14 protein-coding genes and 1 pseudogene are annotated in these 21,876 nt (G+C 65.8%); 7 read left to right on the forward strand and 8 right to left on the reverse strand.

The window, feature by feature from the left end:
- Positions 1-151: 151 nt before the first annotated feature.
- Positions 152-1,066, reverse strand: coding sequence for a class I SAM-dependent methyltransferase (locus HLH45_RS07860; protein WP_046932257.1), 915 nt, complete (start codon positions 1,064-1,066; stop codon positions 152-154).
- Between the two features lie 165 nt (positions 1,067-1,231).
- On the opposite strand from HLH45_RS07860, the gene HLH45_RS07865 reads away from it, so the two are divergent.
- Entirely contained in the window at positions 1,232-2,107 is an 876-nt protein-coding gene (locus HLH45_RS07865; RefSeq protein ID WP_008577555.1) for a DMT family transporter, read from the forward strand.
- Between the two features lie 97 nt (positions 2,108-2,204).
- Here HLH45_RS07865 and HLH45_RS07870 read toward each other — a convergent pair whose 3' ends face one another.
- Positions 2,205-2,978 (reverse strand): transporter substrate-binding domain-containing protein, encoded by a 774-nt coding sequence (locus HLH45_RS07870; protein WP_033479331.1) that lies wholly within the window; start codon positions 2,976-2,978, stop codon positions 2,205-2,207.
- 298 nt (positions 2,979-3,276) lie between these two features.
- Here HLH45_RS07870 and HLH45_RS07875 point away from each other — a divergent pair, with 298 nt between their 5' ends.
- Together HLH45_RS07875 and cycA are read left to right on the forward strand one after the other, a co-directional pair.
- A complete protein-coding gene (locus HLH45_RS07875) occupies positions 3,277-3,492 on the forward strand; it encodes a hypothetical protein (protein ID WP_011346280.1) in 216 nt (71 codons plus the stop codon).
- Between the two features lie 770 nt (positions 3,493-4,262).
- Positions 4,263-5,639, forward strand: a complete 1,377-nt coding sequence (cycA, locus tag HLH45_RS07880) for a D-serine/D-alanine/glycine transporter (RefSeq protein WP_008577549.1) — start codon at positions 4,263-4,265, stop codon at positions 5,637-5,639.
- 86 nt (positions 5,640-5,725) lie between these two features.
- On the opposite strand, the gene xopV is transcribed toward cycA, so the two are convergent.
- Complete coding sequence (gene xopV / locus HLH45_RS07885) at positions 5,726-6,712, reverse strand: XopV/AopV family type III secretion system effector (RefSeq protein WP_033479329.1); 987 nt, start codon at positions 6,710-6,712, stop codon at positions 5,726-5,728.
- 237 nt (positions 6,713-6,949) lie between these two features.
- Between xopV and HLH45_RS07890 the strand changes: the two genes are divergently transcribed.
- Positions 6,950-7,861 carry a magnesium transporter CorA family protein gene (locus tag HLH45_RS07890; RefSeq protein ID WP_008577546.1) on the forward strand — a complete coding sequence of 304 codons (912 nt, stop codon included), beginning with the start codon at positions 6,950-6,952 and terminating at the stop codon, positions 7,859-7,861.
- Between the two features lie 339 nt (positions 7,862-8,200).
- Here HLH45_RS07890 and HLH45_RS07895 read toward each other — a convergent pair whose 3' ends face one another.
- The 3 genes and pseudogenes from HLH45_RS07895 to HLH45_RS07905 all read right to left on the reverse strand — a co-directional run bounded on the left by HLH45_RS07895 (position 8,201) and on the right by HLH45_RS07905 (position 12,039).
- Complete coding sequence (locus HLH45_RS07895; RefSeq protein ID WP_008577544.1) at positions 8,201-8,896, reverse strand: AIM24 family protein; 696 nt, start codon at positions 8,894-8,896, stop codon at positions 8,201-8,203.
- Positions 8,897-9,322: 426 nt separating this feature from the next.
- Positions 9,323-10,996, reverse strand: coding sequence for an alpha,alpha-trehalase TreA (gene treA / locus HLH45_RS07900; RefSeq protein ID WP_008577541.1), 1,674 nt, complete (start codon positions 10,994-10,996; stop codon positions 9,323-9,325).
- A 271-nt stretch (positions 10,997-11,267) separates the two neighbouring features.
- Positions 11,268-12,039: pseudogene (locus HLH45_RS07905) on the reverse strand (DUF72 domain-containing protein).
- Positions 12,040-12,143: 104 nt separating this feature from the next.
- Between HLH45_RS07905 and HLH45_RS07910 the strand changes: the two are divergent.
- Together HLH45_RS07910 and HLH45_RS07915 are read left to right on the forward strand one after the other, a co-directional pair.
- On the forward strand, positions 12,144-12,896 hold the full coding sequence (locus HLH45_RS07910; RefSeq protein ID WP_008577537.1) for a DNA-formamidopyrimidine glycosylase family protein: 753 nt from the start codon (positions 12,144-12,146) through the stop codon (positions 12,894-12,896).
- A 594-nt stretch (positions 12,897-13,490) separates the two neighbouring features.
- Positions 13,491-14,396 (forward strand): hypothetical protein, encoded by a 906-nt coding sequence (locus HLH45_RS07915; RefSeq protein WP_171309880.1) that lies wholly within the window; start codon positions 13,491-13,493, stop codon positions 14,394-14,396.
- A gap of 37 nt (positions 14,397-14,433) precedes the next feature.
- Here the strand turns inward: HLH45_RS07915 and HLH45_RS07920 are convergent, their stop codons facing one another.
- Both HLH45_RS07920 and HLH45_RS07925 read right to left on the reverse strand, forming a co-directional pair.
- Entirely contained in the window at positions 14,434-15,363 is a 930-nt protein-coding gene (locus HLH45_RS07920; RefSeq protein ID WP_008577841.1) for a GAF domain-containing protein, read from the reverse strand.
- 563 nt (positions 15,364-15,926) lie between these two features.
- Positions 15,927-18,806, reverse strand: coding sequence for a M16 family metallopeptidase (locus HLH45_RS07925; RefSeq protein ID WP_008577842.1), 2,880 nt, complete (start codon positions 18,804-18,806; stop codon positions 15,927-15,929).
- Between the two features lie 257 nt (positions 18,807-19,063).
- Here HLH45_RS07925 and HLH45_RS07930 point away from each other — a divergent pair, with 257 nt between their 5' ends.
- A complete protein-coding gene (locus HLH45_RS07930; protein ID WP_046932255.1) occupies positions 19,064-21,640 on the forward strand; it encodes a PAS domain S-box protein in 2,577 nt (858 codons plus the stop codon).
- Positions 21,641-21,876 lie beyond the last annotated feature (236 nt).

Here is a 21,876-nt window from a genome sequence, read left to right on the forward strand (position 1 = left end):
GGCGGCACGCTGCAACCGTCGCGGTAACCGTCATGCCGGCCTCGCGTAATCAAGCAGTGCGCATGCGTGCCGCGAGTGCACGCCGTCTTGCATTCGCCACGCGATGATCGCGCGGGCCGTATCGCCAGCGTCAATGGCGTGGAGGCACCACTCAGCGCCGTGCAGGCAAGCTCGCCAGCACGCCATCCAGGGCCAGTTGCGTGGTGAAGCCGGCCTTGGCCAGGCGCTTGCTCACTTCGTTGGGCACATCGCGCCCACTGGTGAGCTTGTTCGGCGCGCCGGTGTAATGAAACAGCCGCCCGCCTCGGCGCAACACGCGTGCTAGCTGGTCGTAGAAAACCTGCGAATACAGCTCGCCCGCAATGCCGAAGCGGGGCGGGTCATGCAGGATGGCATCGACCGAATCGTCGGCCAGCGTGGCGATGTGCTGCGCGCTATCGGCATGGGTCAGCTGCAGGCGCCCGCCGGCAGCGGCGCCCACCGGATCCGGCGACCACGGGTTGAGCGTGCGCAGCCACAGCACGTCGGCATTCTTTTCGAACGAGAGCAGCTGCGCGACCCCGGCCTCCAGGCAGCAGGCGGCGAAGTAGCCCAGGCCGCCGCAGGTGTCCAGCACGATCTTGCCGCGCGGATCCACCAGCGCCACCTTGCGCCGCGCATCCTCGAATGGGGATAGTTGCGCGGACGGCAGCATCTTGATGCCATCGATCTCGAACGTGGGCGCGCCCCATTCGGTGGGCACCAGCTTGATCAATGCGCCGCTGTAGCGCGAGATCGGCGCGAAATCCTCGCCATCCCAGAAGTACAGCGTGCGCTCCTTGAGTTTGCCCGGATACGGGTAGCCCTGGCCGCGCCATTGCCAGGTCTGTGCATCGAGCTGGGCGGTATCGGTACTGCGGCCCAGGTCGAGCGAGCCGGTCCAGTGAGTCAGACCACTGCCGCGCGCGGCAAGCAGGGCTTGGGCATCGGCGAGAACGAGTAGGGGGCCGGAGTAGTGGGGCACGGCTGACAGCTCTGTGTGCGGCGTGCGGCACGTGCCGCACCGCTGCAAGGAAGGGAGCGGCATCGTAACCGACCTGTTGCGGCCAGGCATCTGCTGCCGGGCCGCCACCATGCGCTCGCCACCGAGGTCGACTGCCCGCGCCGTTTCGCTGACACACGCTGCAACGCATACTGCAGGCAGTCCGTATCGACACCTCGTCGGATCGGCGTCAACCGTGGAGTGTGGGCAATGCTGAAAGGTGTGTTGTTGGGGTTCGCCTGCTATGCGGCCTATTCGATCAGCGATGCGTTCGTGAAGCTGCTCGAGGGCACGCTGCCGGTCTATGAAGTGCTGTTTCTCGGCGCGCTGCTGATGCTGCTAGCGGTGCCGTTCCTGAAAAAGCCAAACGACCAGTTGCGCGAGCTGGTGATGGCCAAGCAGCCGGCACTGTGGCTGCTGCGTGCGCTCACCGGCGCCATCGGCAACCTCACCTCGGTGATCGCCTTCACCACCTTGCCAATGGCCGAAGCATTCGCGCTGATCTTCCTGATGCCGATCTTCGTCACCGTGCTGTCGGTGATCTTCCTCAAGGAAGAAGTGCATTGGCGGCGATGGTCGGCGGTGATCGTCGGGTTCATCGGCGTGTTGATCGTGCTGCGCCCGGGATTTCGCCATCTCACCCATGGGCATGTGGCGGCCATCGTGTGTGGCCTGGTCGGCGCCATCTCGGTGATCGCCTTGCGCATGGCCGGCCATAGCGAGAAGCGATTGACCTTGTACGGCGCTGGCGTGATCGGCCCGTTGGTGATGGGCGGGATCATGATGTTGCCGAGCTTCGTCTGGCCCACGCTGTCCCAGTGGGGCTTGTTGGCCGGCTACGGCTTGCTCGCCGGGCTGGCTGCCATCTGCATGATGTACGCCACGCGCATGGCCCCGGTCAGCCTTGTCGCACCGACCCAATACAGCCAGATGCTATGGGCCATCGCCTTCGGCTACCTGCTGTTTCACGATCATCTGGACTGGCCGATGGCCGTGGGCATCGCGCTGATCCTGGGCGCCGGTCTGTTCACCCTGGTGCGCGAGGAACAGGTGTCGCGTTGGTGGCGGCGAACCAAGATTGTTTGACGGCGGGGATTGGGGAGTCGGGATTGGGGATTTGTAACAGCGTTAGTCGACTTGACGTGCAGCTTTGCTGCTTTTCGAATCCCTAATCCCGGCTCATTCAGCGCGGCTGCCGCCAGCCTTCAACAATGCGTTGATAGTCGCCGCTGGCCTTGCTCAGGTGCAGCCATTGGTCCACATAGGCTTTCCAGGCGTGGTCGTCGCGCGGGAGCAGGAAGGCTTTTTCGCTGTATTGCAGCGGTTGCTCCGGTGCGATGGCGCACAGGCCTGGCAGCCTTGCCTGCTGATACAGCGCTTCGGAGGCGTCGGTGATCATGACGTCTGCGCGATGCGCCAGCAGTTCCTGAAAGATGGTGGTGTTGTCGGCGAACAGCCGCAACGTGGCCTGCGGTAACTGGCGGTGCGCGAAGGCCTCGTTGGTGCCGCCCGGTGGTTCGATGAGGCGCACCTCCGGCCGGTTGAGCTGTTCCAGACTGCGGTAGCGCGCCTGGTCGGCGCAGCGCACCAGTGGAATCTTGCCGTCCACATTCAGTACCGCGCTAAAGCTGGCCTGGCGTTGCCGCTGCAAGGTGACGGAGATCCCGCCAACCGCGATATCGCAGCGGTCGGCCAGCAAGTCCGGCATCAGTTGCGGCCAGCTGGTGCGCACCAGGCGCACGCGTGCGTCCAGGCTGGCGGCCAGCGACTGCACCAGGTCGATGTCGCTGCCTTCGAACTGCCCGTCGCCGCGCAGCAACGAATAGGGACGGTAGTCGCCGGTGGTGCATACGCGCAGCACCCCCGATTGCAGCACCGCATCCAGGCGCGACGCCGGTGTGGCGGCGTGCGCCGTGCCGCAGCTCAACAAAAATGCAAGGCAGATGCGATGGCGCATGGCATGGTCTCGGCGAGGTCTGGGCATGATAGCGGTGGCTGCGGCGGCCTGCGCTGCAAGGCGTCGCATGCGCGCCAGGTCAGGCTTGCTTACCGGCTTGGACGTGGCCGTCTGCAGTTGTGGATGCGCGACCGCGCAAGAGGGCCTTGTGCGCCGTGCGATGTCGAGTGTGATCATTCGCGCCATGCCGACTGCGCCACGTCAACAGCATGTCACGCAAGCTCATTGCAGGCTCACGGCGGAGTAGCGCGATGCAGCCTAGCGTTAACGCTCCTGTCGAATTCCATCGGAGCTGCTCATGCATCTGAATCCACGCACCGCGCGCACCATGACCAACGCCGACGCCGCTGTTCTGGCACATGGCACGCCCGATCCCGATACCAACGAAGAAGACACGCCGCTGGAAGAACAGCCGCCGCAACGCGGTGGCCTGAACGATGAGGTGGGCGACCCGGAGCAGGAGGACGACGGAGCGCTGCCGGGGCGGGTAGGCGGCGGCCTTGCGGGTGGTTGAGTACTGACGGTGCGACTGCGCTGGTATGAGCTCTACCTGCCGTCACCGTGACAGCACGTCGCATGCCGGTCCCACTTGTCGGCGCGTGTCTTTCAAGACACGGGCGTCCACGCCTGTACCGCGTTTTGTTCTCTTGATAGTAGCGCCAACGAAGAGTAGGTCAGTGTCGCGTTTGTCCCTGCTTCCTGTTGGCCATTTTTTCGCCTGGCGTCGTGTCTCTGCGTGCTCGTCCTCCGTCTTGTGCGCTCGACGTTGCTTGTCACGCGTGCGGTCGGGAAAGCGGGCGGGAGCATGGCAAGTGCATGCCGCGTGCGGCTGCGCTGCAATGGGGCAGCGCTAGCGGCGCCATGTTGTGATCTGAGGCGCGGCTGCAGGCTTGATCTATTGCATGTGGTGCTGTTGGCGTCGTCATCAATGCCGTGCACTGCCTTGCTGCCCCGGCGATGACCTCGCGACAACGGGCATTGCGGCAAGCGATCCGTCAGCGCAGTTCCGACCGGCACGAGTTGGCGAATCAGGCGGGCGCGAGCCAGCTGTCCGATGCGCAGCGACTGGGTACCCGGGTGCCCAATGCGCACAGCGCCCACGCGTTCGGTGCTTGTCTCGACAGTGGGTGTCTACACGCCACCACCGACGCACCATGATGGGGCGACCTGCCCACCATGCGCTGGCGCATCCATGCCCTTGCGGTTGCCGCGGCGCAAACCCCTGGTATGCGTCGGCGCGATCTCGTATTTTTGACGGCTTGTTCACTTGCCGGTGCCGTGCCCATGTCTGACCCGTCCGTGCCCGATCATCTGCAACGCAGCCTGTCCAATCGCCACCTGCAGTTGATCGCCATCGGCGGGGCGATCGGTACCGGCCTGTTCATGGGCTCTGGCAAGACGATCAGTCTGGCCGGGCCGTCGATCCTGTTCGTCTATCTCATCATCGGCGCGATGCTGTTCTTCGTGATGCGCGCAATGGGCGAACTGCTGCTCTCCAACCTGGAATACAAGTCGTTCATCGATTTTTCCACCGACCTACTCGGGCCGTGGGCCGGGTTTTTCTGCGGGTGGACGTACTGGTTTTGCTGGATCATCACTGCCATTGCCGATGTCATTGCCATTGCGGCCTATGCGCAGTTCTGGTTTCCGGGATTGGCGCCGTGGATTCCCGCGATCTTGTGCGTGTTGTTGCTGCTGAGCCTGAATCTGGTCACGGTGAAATTGTTCGGCGAGATGGAATTCTGGTTTGCGCTGATCAAGATCATCGCCATTGCCGCGTTGATTATCACCGGCGCCGGGCTGGTGGCCTGGGGCTTCCGTTCGCCGTCGGGCAACGTGGCCTCGCTGTCGAATCTGTGGAACGACGGCGGCATGTTCCCCATGGGCATCGGCGGGTTCTTCGCCGGCTTCCAGATTGCGGTGTTCGCCTTCGTCGGTATCGAGCTGGTCGGCACCACTGCTGCAGAAACCGCCGATCCGCGCCGCAACCTGCCCAAGGCGATCAACTCGATCCCGGTGCGCATCTTGATTTTCTATGTGCTTGCGCTGATCGCCATCATGGCGGTGACGCCGTGGCGACAGGTGGTGGCCGACAAGAGCCCGTTCGTGGAGTTGTTCGTGCTGGCCGGCGTGCCGGCGGCAGCGAGTTTGATCAACTTCGTGGTGCTGACCTCGGCCACCTCCTCGGCCAATAGCGGCATCTTTTCCACCAGCCGCATGCTCTACGGCCTGGCCGAAGAACAGCATGCGCCCAAAGGCTTTGCCAAGCTGTCGCGCGCGGCGGTGCCGGCGCGCGGCCTGCTGTTTTCCTGCCTGTGCCTGCTGCTGGGCGCGATGCTGGTGTATCTGATTCCCAACCTGGTCACTGCGTTTACGCTGGTCACCACGTTGTCGGCGGTGCTTTTCATGTTCGTGTGGTCGCTGATCCTGTGCGCCTACATCGCCTACCGCCGCAAGCGCCCGGAGCAGCACGCCGCCTCGGCGTTCAAGATGCCCGGCGGCGTGCTGATGTGCTACGTCTGCCTGGCATTCTTCGCCTTCGTCATCGTGCTGCTCACCCTGCAGGACGACACGCGTCAGGCATTGCTGGCCAGCCCGGTGTGGTTCCTGCTCCTGGCCATTGGCTATGCAGTCAAACGCCGCGGGAACCGGCAGCATTGAGCGATCGGTGCGAACTCATCGCGTGTGCAGCGTGCGGCGGTGACCGCACGCTGCGAGCCGTCATGACGATGCGCGTGGACGGTGGATCATTCACCGCTTGGGTCAGGATGCGCCGCTTCGCCTTTCTCTGCCGGGCTCGGTGACGCGATGGCCGCACCGGCGGGCACACGCTGCAACGGAATCTGTTTCTTTGCTTTCCATTCCGGCTTGACCGGCAGACCGTAGTGCTGAAAGAGCTTGGCGACGTTTTCGAGATGGTCTGACGTTCGGTCGGCATATTCGCTGAATCGCCCCGAATCGTTATCGATGCAGAGCTCGCCGTCCGTGTTGTAGTACAGGGTACCGCTGATGCGCGCCTCCGGTATGCGGCGATTTTCCTGCCAGGGGGTCTTGTTCCATGGTTGGCCGCCCACGAGGGTGACATGGCCTTGCGCGTATGGCTGTTTCTTCTTGCGCGCGTCCTTGCTTGTCATCGGCTCGTCCAGGACCACGCCAGGATGCCCTTCGCCGATGACCAAGCTGCCATTGCTGGCGATGTTCCATTTGTACTCCACCTTCTTGTCGCGCAGATCGTCCAGGCGCAGGCGCTGAGCCAGTGGCGTACTGGGCGGGACGTCAGTTGCAGTCTGTCCGCGGAACGTCGGGGTGCTCCTGATGCGATCGATGGCGTCCTCGCTCAGCCCAAGATCGTTGGATAGCTTGGCTGGATCGAGACGATGCAGCGTCTTCAGTGCCGGACCGGTCGAGACGAACAGGCGTGTTGGATTGATCTTGACGTGCTCGGGAGCCTCCGTTATTTCCTGAGCCTGGATCGGCGTCCGGTGGGTACCGTCTTTTAGAAGCTTTCCGCGCGCAGGCTGGGTGCTGCCGAACAGCGTATCGAGATGGCTGCTGTCTGCGACGAACGCCGGCGATCGCCCCTTGGCTGATGCGCTTCGGCGCAGGCGGGGCAGCTCGCGAAGCTGGGAATGGACGCCGATTTGGATGTCGTCGCACACCGCTGGGGCATGTCGCGGATCCACATGACCGATAGGCTCGTGTAGCCCGCCAGACGCCGAGCCGGAGATCTTCATGCGCGTACTCCTAGAATGCGTGAGCGGAAAATGTAAGACAGCCAGAAACTGCATACCGCGCACAGCAGAATCGATGTGCGATTTGGCGAACGCTTTCGCTGCCTTGCAGAAACCGCACGGCGAATTGCAGGTGTGACCAGGGACGGCCGTCGTCGCCGTCGCCGATGGGCATGTGCCGGCGTTGACGCCATGGTGGACGCGGAGGATGCTTGGGCTCTTTCATCTCACCGTCGATGCATGATCACGATCCACCCGATTGCCGGAACCCGGCACACCCCAGGTTGCTGGGTCGACCTGTGCCAGCCAAGCCCGCAGGAGCTGGCGCAAGCCGCTGAGAAAGTGGGGTTTGCCTTGCCTGATCGTGCGGCGATCGGCGAGATCGAATTCAGCAGCCGGGTGCGTCGCCAGGGCGATGTGTTGTTTCTCAATGTGCCGCGTTTCCAGGACGAGGACGGCCCCACGGCGCCTTTGGGGTTTGCGCTGTCGCCGACCATGCTGGTGACCTTGCGCGAGCAGCGCATCGGCTCGTTGGAGGACTTGACCGCGCGGCTGGAACACGAGCCTTGCCACAGCTCGGACGATTTGCTGCTACGCATGTTCGATCAACTGGTCGGGCGGCTGGCAGACCGGCTTGAGGCACTCGAAGCAGCGGTGACCGAGACCACGCGGCAGGTATTCGACAGCCCACACAAGACCAAGGATCTGGAGCGCATGTTGCACCAGGTCGGCGACATGGGCCGCCAGCTCGGCGGGCTGCATAGCGCCGGGCAGGGCATGCTGCGTCTGGTGACGTATCTGGATGGCACCGCGCCGGACTGGTTCGGCGCCGATGCGGCCAAACGCATCACCTCGCTGCACAAGGACCTGACCACCCTGAGCGAATTCCATCAACACATGGACGACCGCATCGAGTTCCTGCTCGACAGCGTGCTGGGCATGATCAACATCGACCAGAACAACGTGATGAAGGTGATGGCAGTGGCATCGGTGGTCGGCATCCCACCCACCGTGCTGGTCGGCATCTGGGGCATGAACTTCGCCTACATGCCCGAACTCAAGGGGCACGACAACTATTTCTGGGCGCTGGGGATCATCGCGCTAAGCGTGGTGGTGCCGCTGGCGTGGTTTCGCAAGCGTGGCTGGGTGTGACGCATCAGCGCCCGTAAACCGTGGGAGCGCTGCTGGACGCGCTATGGCGTGACTGGGAAGGCGCTCGCGCCCGGGCGCGCTCCTACAACGTGTCGTTAGCGCAATCATCTGTTGCGCGCGGTTTCCAGACTAGGCAATGCCGAGCTGGTGCAGTTCGGTCGCCCAGCAGCTCGCGGCAGAATGCGGGAAACCCGTAGGAGCGCCCCCGGGCGCGATGTGGGGTTACCGGGAAGGCCCTCGCGCCCGGGGGCGCTCCTACGGGGTTGGCCGGAAAACTGCCCGGGGTGCATGGCGTGCAACCGGGCAATGTGCAGTGCTTGCTGCTGTCGGGCGGCCTGGTCAGCCCTTGGCCTGGAAGCTGGCTTCTTCGTACGGCTGCACCACCACCCAGCCTTCGCCGGCAAAACGCATCTGCAGGCTTTCGCCCGAGCCGCGGCCGAACAGCGTGCCGATCGAGACGTCGGTGACCAGCTCGGGGGTCAGCGTGCCGGACCAGGCGACCGTGGCGTTGGGGTCGGTGAACACCGGACCGCTGGCGGCGGTGACCGGCAAGGTCAGTGGCTCGTAGTGCGAGGTGATCGCCACGATGCCGTGGCCGCTCAGGCGCACATTGAACAGCCCGCCCGAGAGCATGCCGGCCACTTTGCGCATCATGGTGATCTTGTGTTCGACGCCCGATTCGAACGCCAGCACGTCGTTGCCGTTGACGAAGATCGCCTCGCCGTTCAAGCGCAGCAGCGTGATCATCTTGCCGACATCGGCCAGATACACGCGGCCCTGGCCTTCGACCTTCATCAACTGCATGCCTTCGCCGCTCACGGCTTTTTTCAGCAGATTGCCCAGGCCCTGTTCCAGCAGTCCCTCGCGGGTGAACTTGACGTTGCCGGTGCGCGCCACCATGGCGCCGGCCTTGGACCACACCATGCCGTCGAGGCGCACTTCCAGCAGATGCGGGTTTTCCAGTTCGAACGGATCGGGGCTGACGTCCTTTTCCTTGGAATGGGCGAGAAATTCGTTGAGCGTGCGTACGGCCATGGGTCCGTCCTGGAGTGAAAGAGTGCGCATGATACGCGGCCCTCTGCGGTGCAGTCGCGGGCCGGCGCCGGGAGCATAAGTGCTGCGCATCGCCGCACGCGATGACAGCGGCAATGTGGCGATCAGCAATCGCGCTCTACGCTTGCGGGCGAACCAGGTGCGGATCGAAGAGCTGCGCTCCACGCGGCTGCGCACACCATCAGAGCGCGTCGCCGGTGCGCAGGATCGCCATGGTGGCCCGTCTGCCACGGCTCGTGCGGGCAATGCCCCATCGCACGCCTGTTCGCAACGTGTTGCCAGCAAAGGCAGAGCGCGTCATGTCGCCGCGACGGCGGTGCTGCGCATCGGTGACGTGCACCGTCCGAGACCCGACGCCAATGATCCGACCCTGCCGCTGCCACGCACTGCGCGGCAGCGGCACCATCCTCAGCGCGCGGCCGCCTCGGGCTTGCGCACGCGCTTGGCGGGTGCGGTTTTGGCATCCTTGCCCGGATACAGGTTCAGCAGCATCAAGGTGACGCCGTTGGTCCAGCCGAAGCCGTCCTGCAAGGCGTATTCGCCACCGCCGCCGCCGGCCGCATCGGTCTCCAGGCCGTACTTTTCGACCAGCTTGTGCTCGCGTGCGAACAGCGCCTGTACCTGGGCCAGAAAACGTTCGCCAATGGTGCGTGCCAGCGCGTCTTCGCCGTAGCGCCGCAGGCCATCCACGGCCACCCATTGCAGCGGCGCCCAGCCGTTGGGTTCGTCCCATTGCTGGCCGGTCTTCACTGCGGTGGTCGCCAGGCCGCCGGGGCGCAGCAGCGTTTTACGCACGGTGCTGGCGGTGCGCTTGGCGTGATCGTCCGAGGCCAGGCCGGCGAACAGCGGGTACAGCGCGGCGGCGGTGACCTGGTTGCTCAGCGTGCGCGTCTGCCAGTCGTAGTCGGCGTAGTAGCCGGCGGCATTCCACAGATGCGCGTCGATGGCCTGCTTGCGCTGTTGTGCAAGTGCGGCGTAATCGCGGGTGCACTCTGCGCCGGCGTGCGCGCAGGCCTGCGCCAGCGTGCGCTCGAGGTGGTAGAGCAGGCTGTTGAGGTCGATCGGGAGGATGGCCGTGGTGCGGATGGTGCGCAGGTTCTGGCCGTCGGCCAGCCAGCGGCTGGTGTAGTCCCAGCCGCTTTCGGCGCCGGCACGCAGGTCGCGGTAGACCTCGGCGGCCGGGCGGTCTTTCACTTCTGCGGCGGTACGGGTGTCGTGCAGCCAGGCCTCCGGGCGCGGGGTGTCGCGCTCGTCCCAATAGCGGTTGAGCACGCTGCCGTCGGCCAGGCGCACCACGTGGCGCGCGGCCTGGCCGGGCTGCAGGTCATCGCTGCCCTGCATCCAGTAGGCGTATTCCTTCTGCAACTGCGGCAGGTAGCGCTGATACACCGCCTCGCCTTCCACGCCGGCCTGCAGCTCCACCATGTAGGAGAAGAACGGCGGCTGCGAGCGGCTGAGGTAGTAGGTGCGGTTGCCGTTGGGAATATGCCCGTAGGTGTCGATCAGGTAGGCGAAGTTGTCCAGCATCTGGCGGCTGAGCGTGGTTTCGCCGCTCTTCACCAGGCCCAGCATGGTGAAGTAGGAATCCCAGTAATACACCTCGCGGAAGCGCCCGCCCGGCACCACATACGGATGCGGCAGCGCCAGCAGGCTGCTGTGCGGCGGCACGTGGTTTTGGCTGCGCACCAGCTTGGGCCACAGCAGGTCGATGTGCTCGCGCAGGGCGGTGTCCTGGCGGATCGCGTCGGTCTGCACCGGCGGCGATTCTTCGAAATTGGCATCCACGAACTTGCGCAGGTCGAAACCGGGGTGATCGTGCTGCGCCAGATAGTCGGCATTGATCAGCGCCGGGTCGCGCAGCGGCAGGAAGTCGACAAAGTGCTTCTGGTCGTCGAACAGCTCACCGCGCTGCACGGCCTGGAACAGTTCCGGGTAGGCCAGGTCGGGCGTGGGCGGCGTGGGCGCCGGCGCATTGACGACCGGAGGGTCCAGCGGCGCGGCGGTCAGCGTGCCCGGCGCAACAAACATGCTCAGCGACAGGCCAAGCAGCGACGTGCAGCACGGGGGCGCGGCAGAACTCATGACATCTCCAGAACGGGCAGTGGCGTAGGGCATGGTAAACGACCGATGTGGCGGGCGGGACCGAGCGGGGTGCCGGCACGCCGACAGGCTTCGCACGGGGACGACTGGATTCAGCAAGCTGATCGGCGTGGTGCCGCAACGTGCGTCGGTCCAGGCATATCGGCGCGGCACTCAGGCAGCTTGAATGGTGGCGCGCCGGCATCCCTGCAGCCTGGCTGCTGCAAGATGCGCGCCAGTGACGTGCCGGAAGACCGCCACCTGCCCGTTTGCGCTAGCGCTCGTTCTTCAGCAGGCGCTGTAATTCCAGCGCATTGGAGGTGGCGCACCCGGCTGCGGTGTTGTCGAAGATCACCCAGCGTTCGGGCGGTGGCGGCGTGCTATCCGGGTGGCTGGCGCGCACCGTGGCGGCCAGTGCCTGCAGTGCGGTGTGCGCGTAGCTGCTGTAGTAGACACGCGGGGGCGCCATGCCAGCGCCAGTAAAGCGGCGCAGCAGCCGGGCTCGGGAGGGAGGCCGCGGGCACCGGCGCCGGGTCGGCGGCGCAGCGTGCAATGCGATGGCGTGCCAGCAGCGCCTGCGCAGGTGCGGCGAACCAACTGGCGTGGCGTGGTTCGCAGACCACGCCGCCGTCCCAGCGCCGGCGCAGCATCGCGAAAAACCGCGAGGCCACCGCGGCATCGAAGGCCGCGCTGGGCGGCAGTTGCAGCAGCAGGCAGCCCAGTCGTGTTCCCAACGCGCCGGCCTGCGCCAGGAAGGCATCCAGCAGCGGCCCGGTGCCGTGCAGGCGCGCGTCGTGGCTGATGCTGCGCGGCAGCTTGACCGAAAAACGAAAGTCCTCCGGTACGCTGTCGGCCCATCGTGCGTAGGTGCTGGCGCGATGCGGGCGATAGAACGAGGAATTGATTTCCACCGCGTCAAAACGCGTGGCGTAGCGCTGCAACACGCTGGCGCCCTCGCCGAACTGTGCACGGTCGGCGGCAGGAATCGACCAGCCCGCGCAACCACAACGCACACGTGCAATGGCACCGGATGGACGAGCTGGCATGGCAGGCAAGCGGAGGGTGGCAGCACTCTATGCATGCGCGTGCGTCAGGATGTCGTGTGCATCGCGATCACGGGCGAATCACGCAGCGCTTCGATACTGGGCGCATGCCAGAAGGTCCCTCACTTGTCATCCTGCGCGAAGATACCCAAGCGTTTGTCGGTCGCAAGATCGTGCGCGTGTCCGGCAACAGCAAGCAGGACATCGCCCGTCTGGACCAGCAAAAAGTGCTGGCACTGCGCAGCTGGGGCAAACACTTCCTGATCGAATTTGCGCACTTCAGCGTGCGCATCCATTTCCTGCTGTTCGGCAGCTACCGCATCAACGAAGACAAGCCCAACGCGGTGCCGCGCTTGTGCCTGGAATTTTCCAACGGCCAGCGGCTGAACTTTTATGCCTGCTCGGTGCAGTTCATCGAGCGCCCGCTGGACGAGGTCTACGACTGGACGGCGGATGTGATGAACCCGCTCTGGGACCCCGCGCAGGCACGCCGCAAATTACGCGCCGCGCCGGCACTGCTGGCGGCCGATGCACTGCTCGACCAGACTATCTTTGCCGGCGTGGGCAACATCATCAAGAACGAGGTGCTGCATCGTATCCGCGTGCATCCGGAAAGCACCGTGGGCGCACTACCGGCGCGCAAGCTGGGCGAACTGGTCACCCAGGCACGCGACTACAGTTTCGACTTCTACACCTGGAAAAAAGCCTTCGTGCTGAAGAAGCATTATCAGGTGCACACCAAGACCAGTTGCCCGCGCGACGGCGCGCCGCTGCAGTACCGCAAGCATCTGGGCAAGGCCGGGCGTCGCGCGTTTTTCTGCGAGGTCTGCCAGCGTCTGTACCGCGCCGACGAGGCCTGAGCTGCGCCGCGCCGCGGCCGGGAAAGCGGCGGGCGGATCGGGTAAGGCCTGCCGACGGATTGCGGTCACTCAGCACCAGCCCGCACTGGCCGACACATGCGTGCGCCTGTCGTTGGCTTGCCAATGAGCGGACGGCGATGCGTCTTCGGTGGGAGCGCTGGCGTACCGGTGCAACAGCGTTCGGGCAGATGCACTGCGCGGTTGGGCGTCGCCGGGTGCGCAGTTTTTCGCGGTGCTGGCGGTTGGCCTGCGCATCGCATGGCCGGCGATGTGCCTTGCCTGTTTTCGGATGCTGGTGTCGACAGCGGCGCGCCCGCTGTTTGGCCCGTGGCGCACTGGCAATTCGCTTGCGCAACCTGCGGCGCAATGTGAATGGCGGCTGGCCCTGCCTGGCCAAACAACGAATTCCAAACGCGCGCCGGCGCGGCGCCGGCTAGATTTGCGCGTCGCACACCAGGGTTCGCCGTGTGCGGCATCGGCACTCTCATCTCATCGGTCTCCCGCATTGTGATTACCCGCAGGAAGGAAGCGCTTGTCCCGCATGTCGCCGCTGTCGCATGCACGGGCGCCATCCTGTTCTTTCTTGCCTGCCTGTTGCTGTACATGCCGCCGCCGCGCGAAACCGCGCAACACGAGGACACGTTGCAGGTGTATTTCGTGCCGCGGCCGCAACAGACGCCGCCGGCACCGCAGCAACCGCCGCAGGAGCCCGAGCGCAAACCGCGCGTTGCATCGGCCGCGCGTGCGACGCCGCCGGCCACGCACACGCCGCCACCGCCGCGGGAGCCGGCCGCCGCCACTGCCCCTGCCAGCGATTCGATGTCCGCCCAGCTGTATACCCGTGACGGGCGCCTGCGCATGGCGCAGGTGGACCCCATGGCGCAGACCGGCAGTGCGGTGCCGCCGGGAATGGCCGACGAACGCGCGCAGGCCAAGGCACGCAAGATCATGGAGCGGGTCAACCCTGTGCAGTACCAGCAAACCCGCTTCGCCAAGGACTGGAAGAGCGATGGCACCCTGGGCGATGTGGCGGTGCAGGAAATGAATCGCGGCATGAAGAAGTTCAACGACATGCTCAACGGGCCGCAGACCCAGGTTGCCAAGGCGCGGCCGCCGCCGGATGTGCGCTTCAATCCCGCGCTTGCCGGCAATCAGGCCGAGATGGGCAGCGAGGCGACGGGCGATGCCTATAAATCGGCGCCGATTGCGCATGAAACGCTGCCCGACCTCAAGGGTGAAGCCAGCCGTCGCATCCGCGAGGCATTGGCGGCGCTGGAACAGCGCAGTGCGCGTTGCGATGCCTCCAGGCGCACATCGCTGTTGTCGCCGGTACGCACGCACCTGTCGGATCTGGAACGCGCCGAGCACGCCTTGAACAACGGCGCCGACCCGGTGATGGCCGCACAGATGTTGCCGCGTCAGGCCGACAGCGCCTACGACCTGGCCCGCCGCGCGCTGTGGTACGCCGATCGCCAGTTGAAGCAGTGCGCGCTGGGGTGAGGGTACGTCTGCGACGCAGCAGACCGGTTCGCAGGCCTCAGGCCAGACTCTGCCGGTAACGGTCCTTTTCTGCGCTCAGCGCGACCTCGGCACGTAGAAACACCTGGCCGATCGGCTCGTCCGGGGCAGTGGATTGCGCTTGGCCCAACAAGACGGTCAGGCCCAGCGCATGTTGTTGCTGGGCGATCTCGCGCAGGCTCTGCAAGGTGCGCTCGGCGTCGGGGCCGCGCAGCACGGCGATGAATTCCGCACTGTCAGTGACGCGGTCGATGCTGTTGCCTGGCCCCTGCACCAATGCCGCAAAGGCCTGGTCGAGCTGCTGCAGGTTGCGCCCGAGCAGACGTTCGCTCTGGCGCTCGGCCAGTGCGGCCAATTCCTGCACTTCCAGAATCACCAGGTGATAACCCGTGTCGGCAACGGCCTGGCTGGCGACCGGGACGACCGGCTGCAGGATGGCATCGCGCTCCAGTTGCAGCTCGCGCTTGCGCTCGTCGAGCAGGCGCATGGCCACCCGTGCAAGCGCCTGCAGGCCGGTGCGCTGCAACTCGGTGAGCGTGCGTGGCTCGGTGTCGAGCACGCAGACCGTGCCCAGTGCAACGCCTTCTTCGGTGACCAGCGGCATGCCGGCATAGAACCGCGCGCCGGTGTCGCCGGTGACCACCGAGATATCGGCAAACCGGCTGTCCTTGCGCAAGTCGGGTACTTCCATCAACTGATCGGGGCTGCGGATGGCGTGGTCGCACACTGCCTGGCTACGTTCGGTCTGCTGCAGGCCCAGCCCCAGCCGCGCCTTGAACCATTGGCGGTCGCGGTCCACCAGCGACATCAGCGCGATCGGTGTGTCGCACAGGGACGCGGCAACCTGCACGACGTCTTGATAGGTGTCCTCCGGCAGGCTGTCGACGATGCGATAGCCATCCAGGACGTGTTGGCGAGAGGATTCGTCAGCCACGGGCATGTCTTTCATCGAATAAGCCAGGCAAGCGCGAACGCGAAAGCCGCAAGCATACCGGCAGCGCCGGTAACGTGGCGTGGATGCCGCCGTGCGGAGCGCGCAGCGTGAGACACCAACACCGCATGCCGACAACGACCGCACGTGTCGTGGTTGCGTGCCGAGCGGGCAGGGCTGCCATGGCGCACTCGCTACAGGCGAGGTGTTCGACATGTGCTGGGTGTACCGCCCGCTCTGGCGAGGTTTCGCCCGGGCCGTCTGCAGCAAGATTGCACAGCGGCAGACGGGCCCACCCGGCAGTGGCGAGCCAATGCGATTGCTGCTTCAACAGCACAGCGCATGACAGGCACTCTGCCGTATCCCTGCTGCTGTCGAGCACGCCTGCAGGCCGCGATCACAGGGCAGCAGTGCATGTGCCCCTGGTGCTGTCGCGCCACAACCACGCGGGAACACTCGCGGTGGCGACGCTCGTTCGGGCAACGACTGACGCGGCGGACAACCACACGCCGCATCACACATGACCCCCGCCGGCACCGGCCACGCTGCATGCAGCAGCGCAGCCGGTGTCGCAGGTGCGATCAGCGCTTGACCGGCTTGCCGTCCACGTCCAGCACCTGCACTTGGCCCAGTTTGAGTGCACGCACCGGGGCTTCGATCTTCTTCAGGTCGCCGACGATCACCCAGGTCATCGCCTCCGGCTTGATGATTTCCTTGATGGCCTTTTGCGCGGCCGGCTGGTCGATCGCTTCCAGGCGCGGCTTGAGCGTCTGCACGTAGTCGTCGGGGCGGTCGAACTGCACGATGCCTTCGATCGCGCCGAGCACCGCACCGGTGGTTTCGAAGCTGCCGGGCAGGGCGCGGATGCGCTGGTTCTTGATCTTCTCGATTTCCTCGCTGGTCAGCGGCTTGTCGCCGATGATGGCGGTGGCTTCCTTGAAGATCTCGTTGGCCGATTCGGCGGTCTTGTCGGTCTGCACCGGTGCCGAGAACAGATATGGCCGCTGGCCCTGCGCGTCCATCATGCGGGTGCCGGCGCCATAGGCCCAGCGCTTGTTCTCGCGCAGGTTCATGTTCAGGCGCGAGGTGAAGGTGCCGCCGAAGGCGCCATTGGCCACGCCGATCGCCAGGTTGTCCGGCGCCTTGGTCGACGGTGCGAGCAGGCCGGCCAGAATCACCGACTGCGGCGCATCCGGGCGGTTGATCAGGTACACGCGCGGCTTGGGCTGCGCGGCGACCTGGACCAGGTTCTTCTTCGGCAACGGCGTGGCAGGCGCCTTCCAGTCACCGAAGGCGGCATCGAGCTGGGGAATGATCTGCGCCAGCGTGGTATCGCCGGCCACCAGGATGCGCAGGTTGTCCGGGCGCAGCCACTGGCTGTGGAAATTCTGCAGATCCTGCGCATTGAGGCTCTTGATCGCCGCCTCGGTCCCGCTACCGGTGAGCGGGATGCCGTACGGGTGCTGGTTGCCGAACAGCAACGGTGGCAACGCCCGCAGCGCCAGGCTGTTGGGCTGGGTCTTTTCCTGGGCAATGCCGGACAGCCACTGGCCGCGGACGCGTTCGATGTCGGCGGCCTTGAATGCCGGGTTGCGCACGATGTCGGAGAACAGCTGCAGCGAGGGCTGCAGCTGGTCGTTGAGCGCATCCAGCGAGGCGCTGCAGCTGTCCAGATCGCAGCCGACCGCCGTGATCGCGCCCAGGCGCTGGCGGCGCTGCGCCACTTCCACCGAATCCAGTGCGGTGGTGCTCTCGTTCATCAGCGCGGCACTGAAGCTGGCGGTGCCGAGCTTGTGGCCCTGGTCGGCGGCGTAGCCGGCGTCGAACAGCAACTCCACCTGGGTGACCGGGATGGTGTGGCGTTCGGCCAGGATCACCTCGATGCCGTTCTTCAACTTGCCGCGCTGCAGCTTCGGAAAGCTCAGGTCCGGGAATCGATCGGTCTGCGGCACGCCCTTGCTGCGGTCCAGCGTGGAGGCGGTGACCTTGAACGTGCCCGCGGCCGGCAGCTTGGGCGCCGGCTTGCCGGGTTCTTCGCCACGTGCCACCACCGCCTTGTCTTCGGCGGCCGGGTCGAAGTCCTTGCCGGCCGGCAGCACGGTCAGCAGGTAATCGCCCTTGCCGAACCAGGTGGCCGAGGCCTGCTTGACGCTGTCGGCGGTGGCGGCCTGGGCGCGCTGCAGATCTTTCTTGTAGGCGCCGGGGTCGCCGCGATAGACCTGGCCCTCGGCCAGGATCACCGCCTTGCCGGTGAAGCCGCCGACCTTTTCCAGCCCGCGCACGAAGCCGGCGCGGTAGGCCACCTGCGCGCGCTGCAGTTCGTCGGCGGTGGGGCCCTGGGCGATGAACTTCTTGAGTTCTTCGTCGATGATCGCCTCGACCTTGGCCGGGTCCACGCCGTCCTTCACGTCGGCCTGGATCTGTACCTGGCTGGACAGCGCGAACGGCTGCACCGAGGCCGAGACGTCGTCCACCAGGTTGTCCTGATAGACCAGGCGCTGATACAGCCGCGAGGTCTTGCCGCCCCCGAGCACGGTGGTGGCCAGATCCAGCTGGATGAGGTCGTCGGTGCCCAGTTGCGGTGCGGCCCAGGTGCGGTAGATGCGCGGCTGCGAGACATGGTCGTGCTGCACGCCGCGCTTCTGCGCCGCCAGCGGGGTCACCCACGGCTGCTGGCGCGCCACCGGCTTGCCGGACGGGATATCGCCGAAGTACTGCAAGGCCTTGGCGCGCGCCTGCGCCACGGTGATGTCGCCGGCCAGTACCAGGGTGGTGTTGGCGGCGCCGTAGTTGTCGTTGAACCACTGTTTGACATCGGCCAGCGAGGCCGCGTCCAGGTCTTCCATCGAGCCGATGGTGTCGTGCTGGTAGGGGTGGTTGGCCGGGAACAGGTTGGACAGGATGTTCTGGTCCACGCGGCCATACGGGCGGTTCTCGCCCTGGCGCTTTTCGTTCTGCACCACGCCGCGCTGGGTATCGAGTTCCTGCTGGCCGATCGCACCGAGCAGGTGGCCCATGCGGTCCGATTCCAGCCACAGTGCGGTATCCAGCGCGGTGGTCGGCACGGTCTCGAAATAGTTGGTGCGGTCGAACCAGGTGGTGCCGTTCATGTCGGTGGTGCCGACCTTTTCCAGCGGCGCGAAGAAGCTGCCCTTGTTGTTTTCCGAGCCGGAGAACATCAGGTGCTCGAACAGGTGGGCAAAGCCGGTCTTGCCGGCCGGCTCGTCGCCGGAGCCGATGTGGTACCAGATGCTCACCGCCACCACCGGCGCCTTGTGGTCTTCGTGCACCACCACGGTCAGGCCGTTGGGCAGGGTGAAGCGGGTATAGGCGATATCGGGAATGGCGCTGCTGGCCGCGCTCTTGGACAGGCTGGCCGGGGCGGCAGCAACGGCGGGGGCAACGGAACCGGCAGCGACGCCAAGCACACCGGCGATCAACAGGGACAGCGGACGCAGCATGTGACACTCCAGGACAGGGCAATCGGCCGAGGGTAGTGGCTGCTTGGCGGCGGGGCAAATGCGGATCGGCAGGGGCCGGCCTGGCGGCTCACCGCGTTCGGTGCCGGGCAGGAGCCGGGCGCCGGCGCGTCGCTCGCGCGGCGCATTGCCACGGCACGGCGGCCAGGCGAGCGCCAGCGCCACGACTCAAGTTGCTCGTCGCCTCGCCGTTACCTGGGGCGACCTATCCTGACCAGACGCCGCCTGCCGATCACGCCATGACCGTCCTGTTGCCGCCCGTGCCGATGCCCGTCGATGACGCCCTGCGCGTGGAGGCGGTGCGCCGGCTGGGCGTGCTGGATACCGAGGCCGAGGCCGAATTCGACGATATCGCCTGGCTGGCTGCACACGTCAGCGGCGCCACGATGGCGCTGCTGTCGCTGCTGGATGCCGACCGCCAGTGGTTCAAGGCGCGTTGCGGCACCGATCTGGAAGGCACCCCGCGCAGCGCCTCGTTTTGCGCCCACGCGATCATGGGCACCGAGTTGATGGAAGTGCCCGATGCCGAAGCCGACCCGCGCTTCGTCAACAACCCACTGGTGATCGCTGCGCCCGGCGTGCGCTCGTATGTCGGGGTGCCGTTGATCGGGCGCGAAGGCTACGCCTACGGCACCTTGTGCACGCTCAGCACCCAGCCGCGCATGCTCGAGGACAGCCAGAAACAGGCCCTGATCCGTCTCGCCCGCCAGGCCGCCAAACAGCTGGAAGCGCGGCGCGACCGGCTGGACGCGCAGGCGCAGCGGCAGACCTTGAGCATGTTGCTGGAAGCCATGCCCGACGGCGTGGTGGCGTGCGGCACCGACGGCTTGCTGCGCGAGTTCAATCACGCCGCCCGGCAATGGCATGGCACCGATCCGCGCCTGCTGCCACCTGAACAATGGGCGCTGCATTTCGATCTGTACACCGCCGATGGCAACAGCCTGCTGCCCACCGAGGAAATCCCGCTGCTGCGTGCCTGGCGTGGCGAACACGTACGCAATGCCGAATTGGTCATTCGCGCCACCAACCAGCCGCCGCGCAGCGTGCTCTGCAATGCGGACCCGGTGGTCGGCGACAAGGGCACGGCGTTGGGCGCGGTGTGCGTGATGCACGACATCACCCAGCTCAAGGATGCCTCGGCCGCACTGGCCGGCGAACGCGCGCGCCTGCAGGCTCTGGTGGACGCCTCGCAGGACGTGGCCATCATGGCATTCGACCCGCAGGGCCGTCTGGAACTCTTCAATCCCGGCGCCGAGCGCCTGCTCGGTTACCGGGCCGAGGAGGTGCTGGGCACCTGCCCGGCGCAGTTCCATCTGCCGGCCGAACTGGAGCGGCACATGGCGACGCTGGCGTTGTCGCCCCCTTCGTACCTGAAACTGGCTGCGGCCGCGGCTGGCGATGTGCTGGCCGAAGAACTCTGGACGCTGGTACGCAAGGACGGCGATCTGCGTCGCGTGCGCCTGTGTTTCAACGTGATCCACGATGCGCAGCAGGGCCTGGCCGGGTATCTGGCGATGGCCATCGACGTCACCGCCGAACTGCAGGCGCAAGCCGCCGCGCAGCTGGCCGCCGAACGGTTCACCGGTGCATTCGAAACCGCGCCACAAGGCATGGCCATCGTGTCGCTGGAAGGTGAGTGGCGCGACGTCAATCCGGCGCTGTGCGGCATCCTGGGCTATTCGCGCGAGCAATTGCTGCGCACCACCTTCCAGCAGATCACCCATCCCGACGATCTGCAGATGGACCTGCAATTGGTCCAGGACCTGATCGACGGAAAACGCGACAGTTACAGCCTGGCCAAGCGCTACATCAGCCAGCACGGCGCGGTGATCTGGGCGCAGCTGTCGGTGTCGCTTGTGCGCGATAGCAGCGGTGCGCCGGTGCATTTCGTTTCGCAGATCCAGGACGTGACCGAGCGCCACGTGGCCGCCGAGCGGCTGGCCGAAAGCGAAGCGCGCCTGCGCGCGATCAGCGACGCCACGCCCACCCTGGTGGCCCAGTTCGATGCCGGGCAGCGCTACCTGTTCGCCAATGAAGCGCATCGCCACTGGCTCGGCGTGGAGCCTGCCAGCCTGGTCGGTCGCCACATTACCCAGGTACTGGGCGAAGACCTCAGCACCGCCGCGCGCGCTGCGCTGGCACAGGTGGTAGCCGGGCAGCGCGCCAGTTTCGAACATGTCCTGGGCGGCAGCACGCCGCGCGATGTGGAAGTCACCCTGGTGCCCGAAACGCAGACTGCCACGCCCACGCAGGGCTTTTTCCTGATGGCGCACGATGTCACTGCGCACAAGACCCTGCACCGCCTGATGCACGAGCGCGCCACCCGCGATGCCTTGACTGGCCTGCCGAACCGGCACGCGTGGTCCGAAGCGCTGCAGGTGGCGGTTGCGCAGGCGCAACAGCAGCAACGCGCGGTGGCCGTGATGTTCGTGGACCTGGACGGCTTCAAACGCATCAACGATGTCCACGGACACCGTGCCGGCGATGCGGTGCTGGTGGCGTTCGGCAGCTGCCTGCAACGCGCGGCAGGCGAGCGCTATCTGGTGGCGCGTCTGGCCGGCGACGAATTCGTCGTGTTGCTGGACGGGTTGGAAGATGCGCAGGCCGAATGCGCCGCGGTGGCAGAGCGTATCCGCACGCTTGCCGCAGAAGGCGCCACGTTTGGCGATGAGCATCTGCCGATCCAGCCCAGCATCGGTGTGGCTTGGCAACATGGCGCACAGGCCGAGGCATCCAGTTTGATGCATGCCGCTGACGAGGCGATGTATGCAGCCAAGCGCGCGCGGCAGCCAGATGGGCAAGCGCCTCGATCTTAGGCGTGGTGTGGTGTGGGTGCGGGGCAGCTCATGCGCACTGCCGGAAACTGCGTACTTCTGCTGTTAGGTGCAAACCGCAAACCGCGAATAGCCAGTGCCTGACTGCATGACGGCGTGCATCGGATCGGCGCGGCAGCCAATGGTTGTGGCCAGTCGTCAAGCGAGTGGGACGACGCAGAGCACACAGATGGCACACGTCAACGGGCTATCGTGTGGGACAGCCTAGCCGGGAAGAC

The organism is Xanthomonas euvesicatoria (assembly GCF_013112235.1).
Classification (GTDB): domain Bacteria; phylum Pseudomonadota; class Gammaproteobacteria; order Xanthomonadales; family Xanthomonadaceae; genus Xanthomonas; species Xanthomonas euvesicatoria.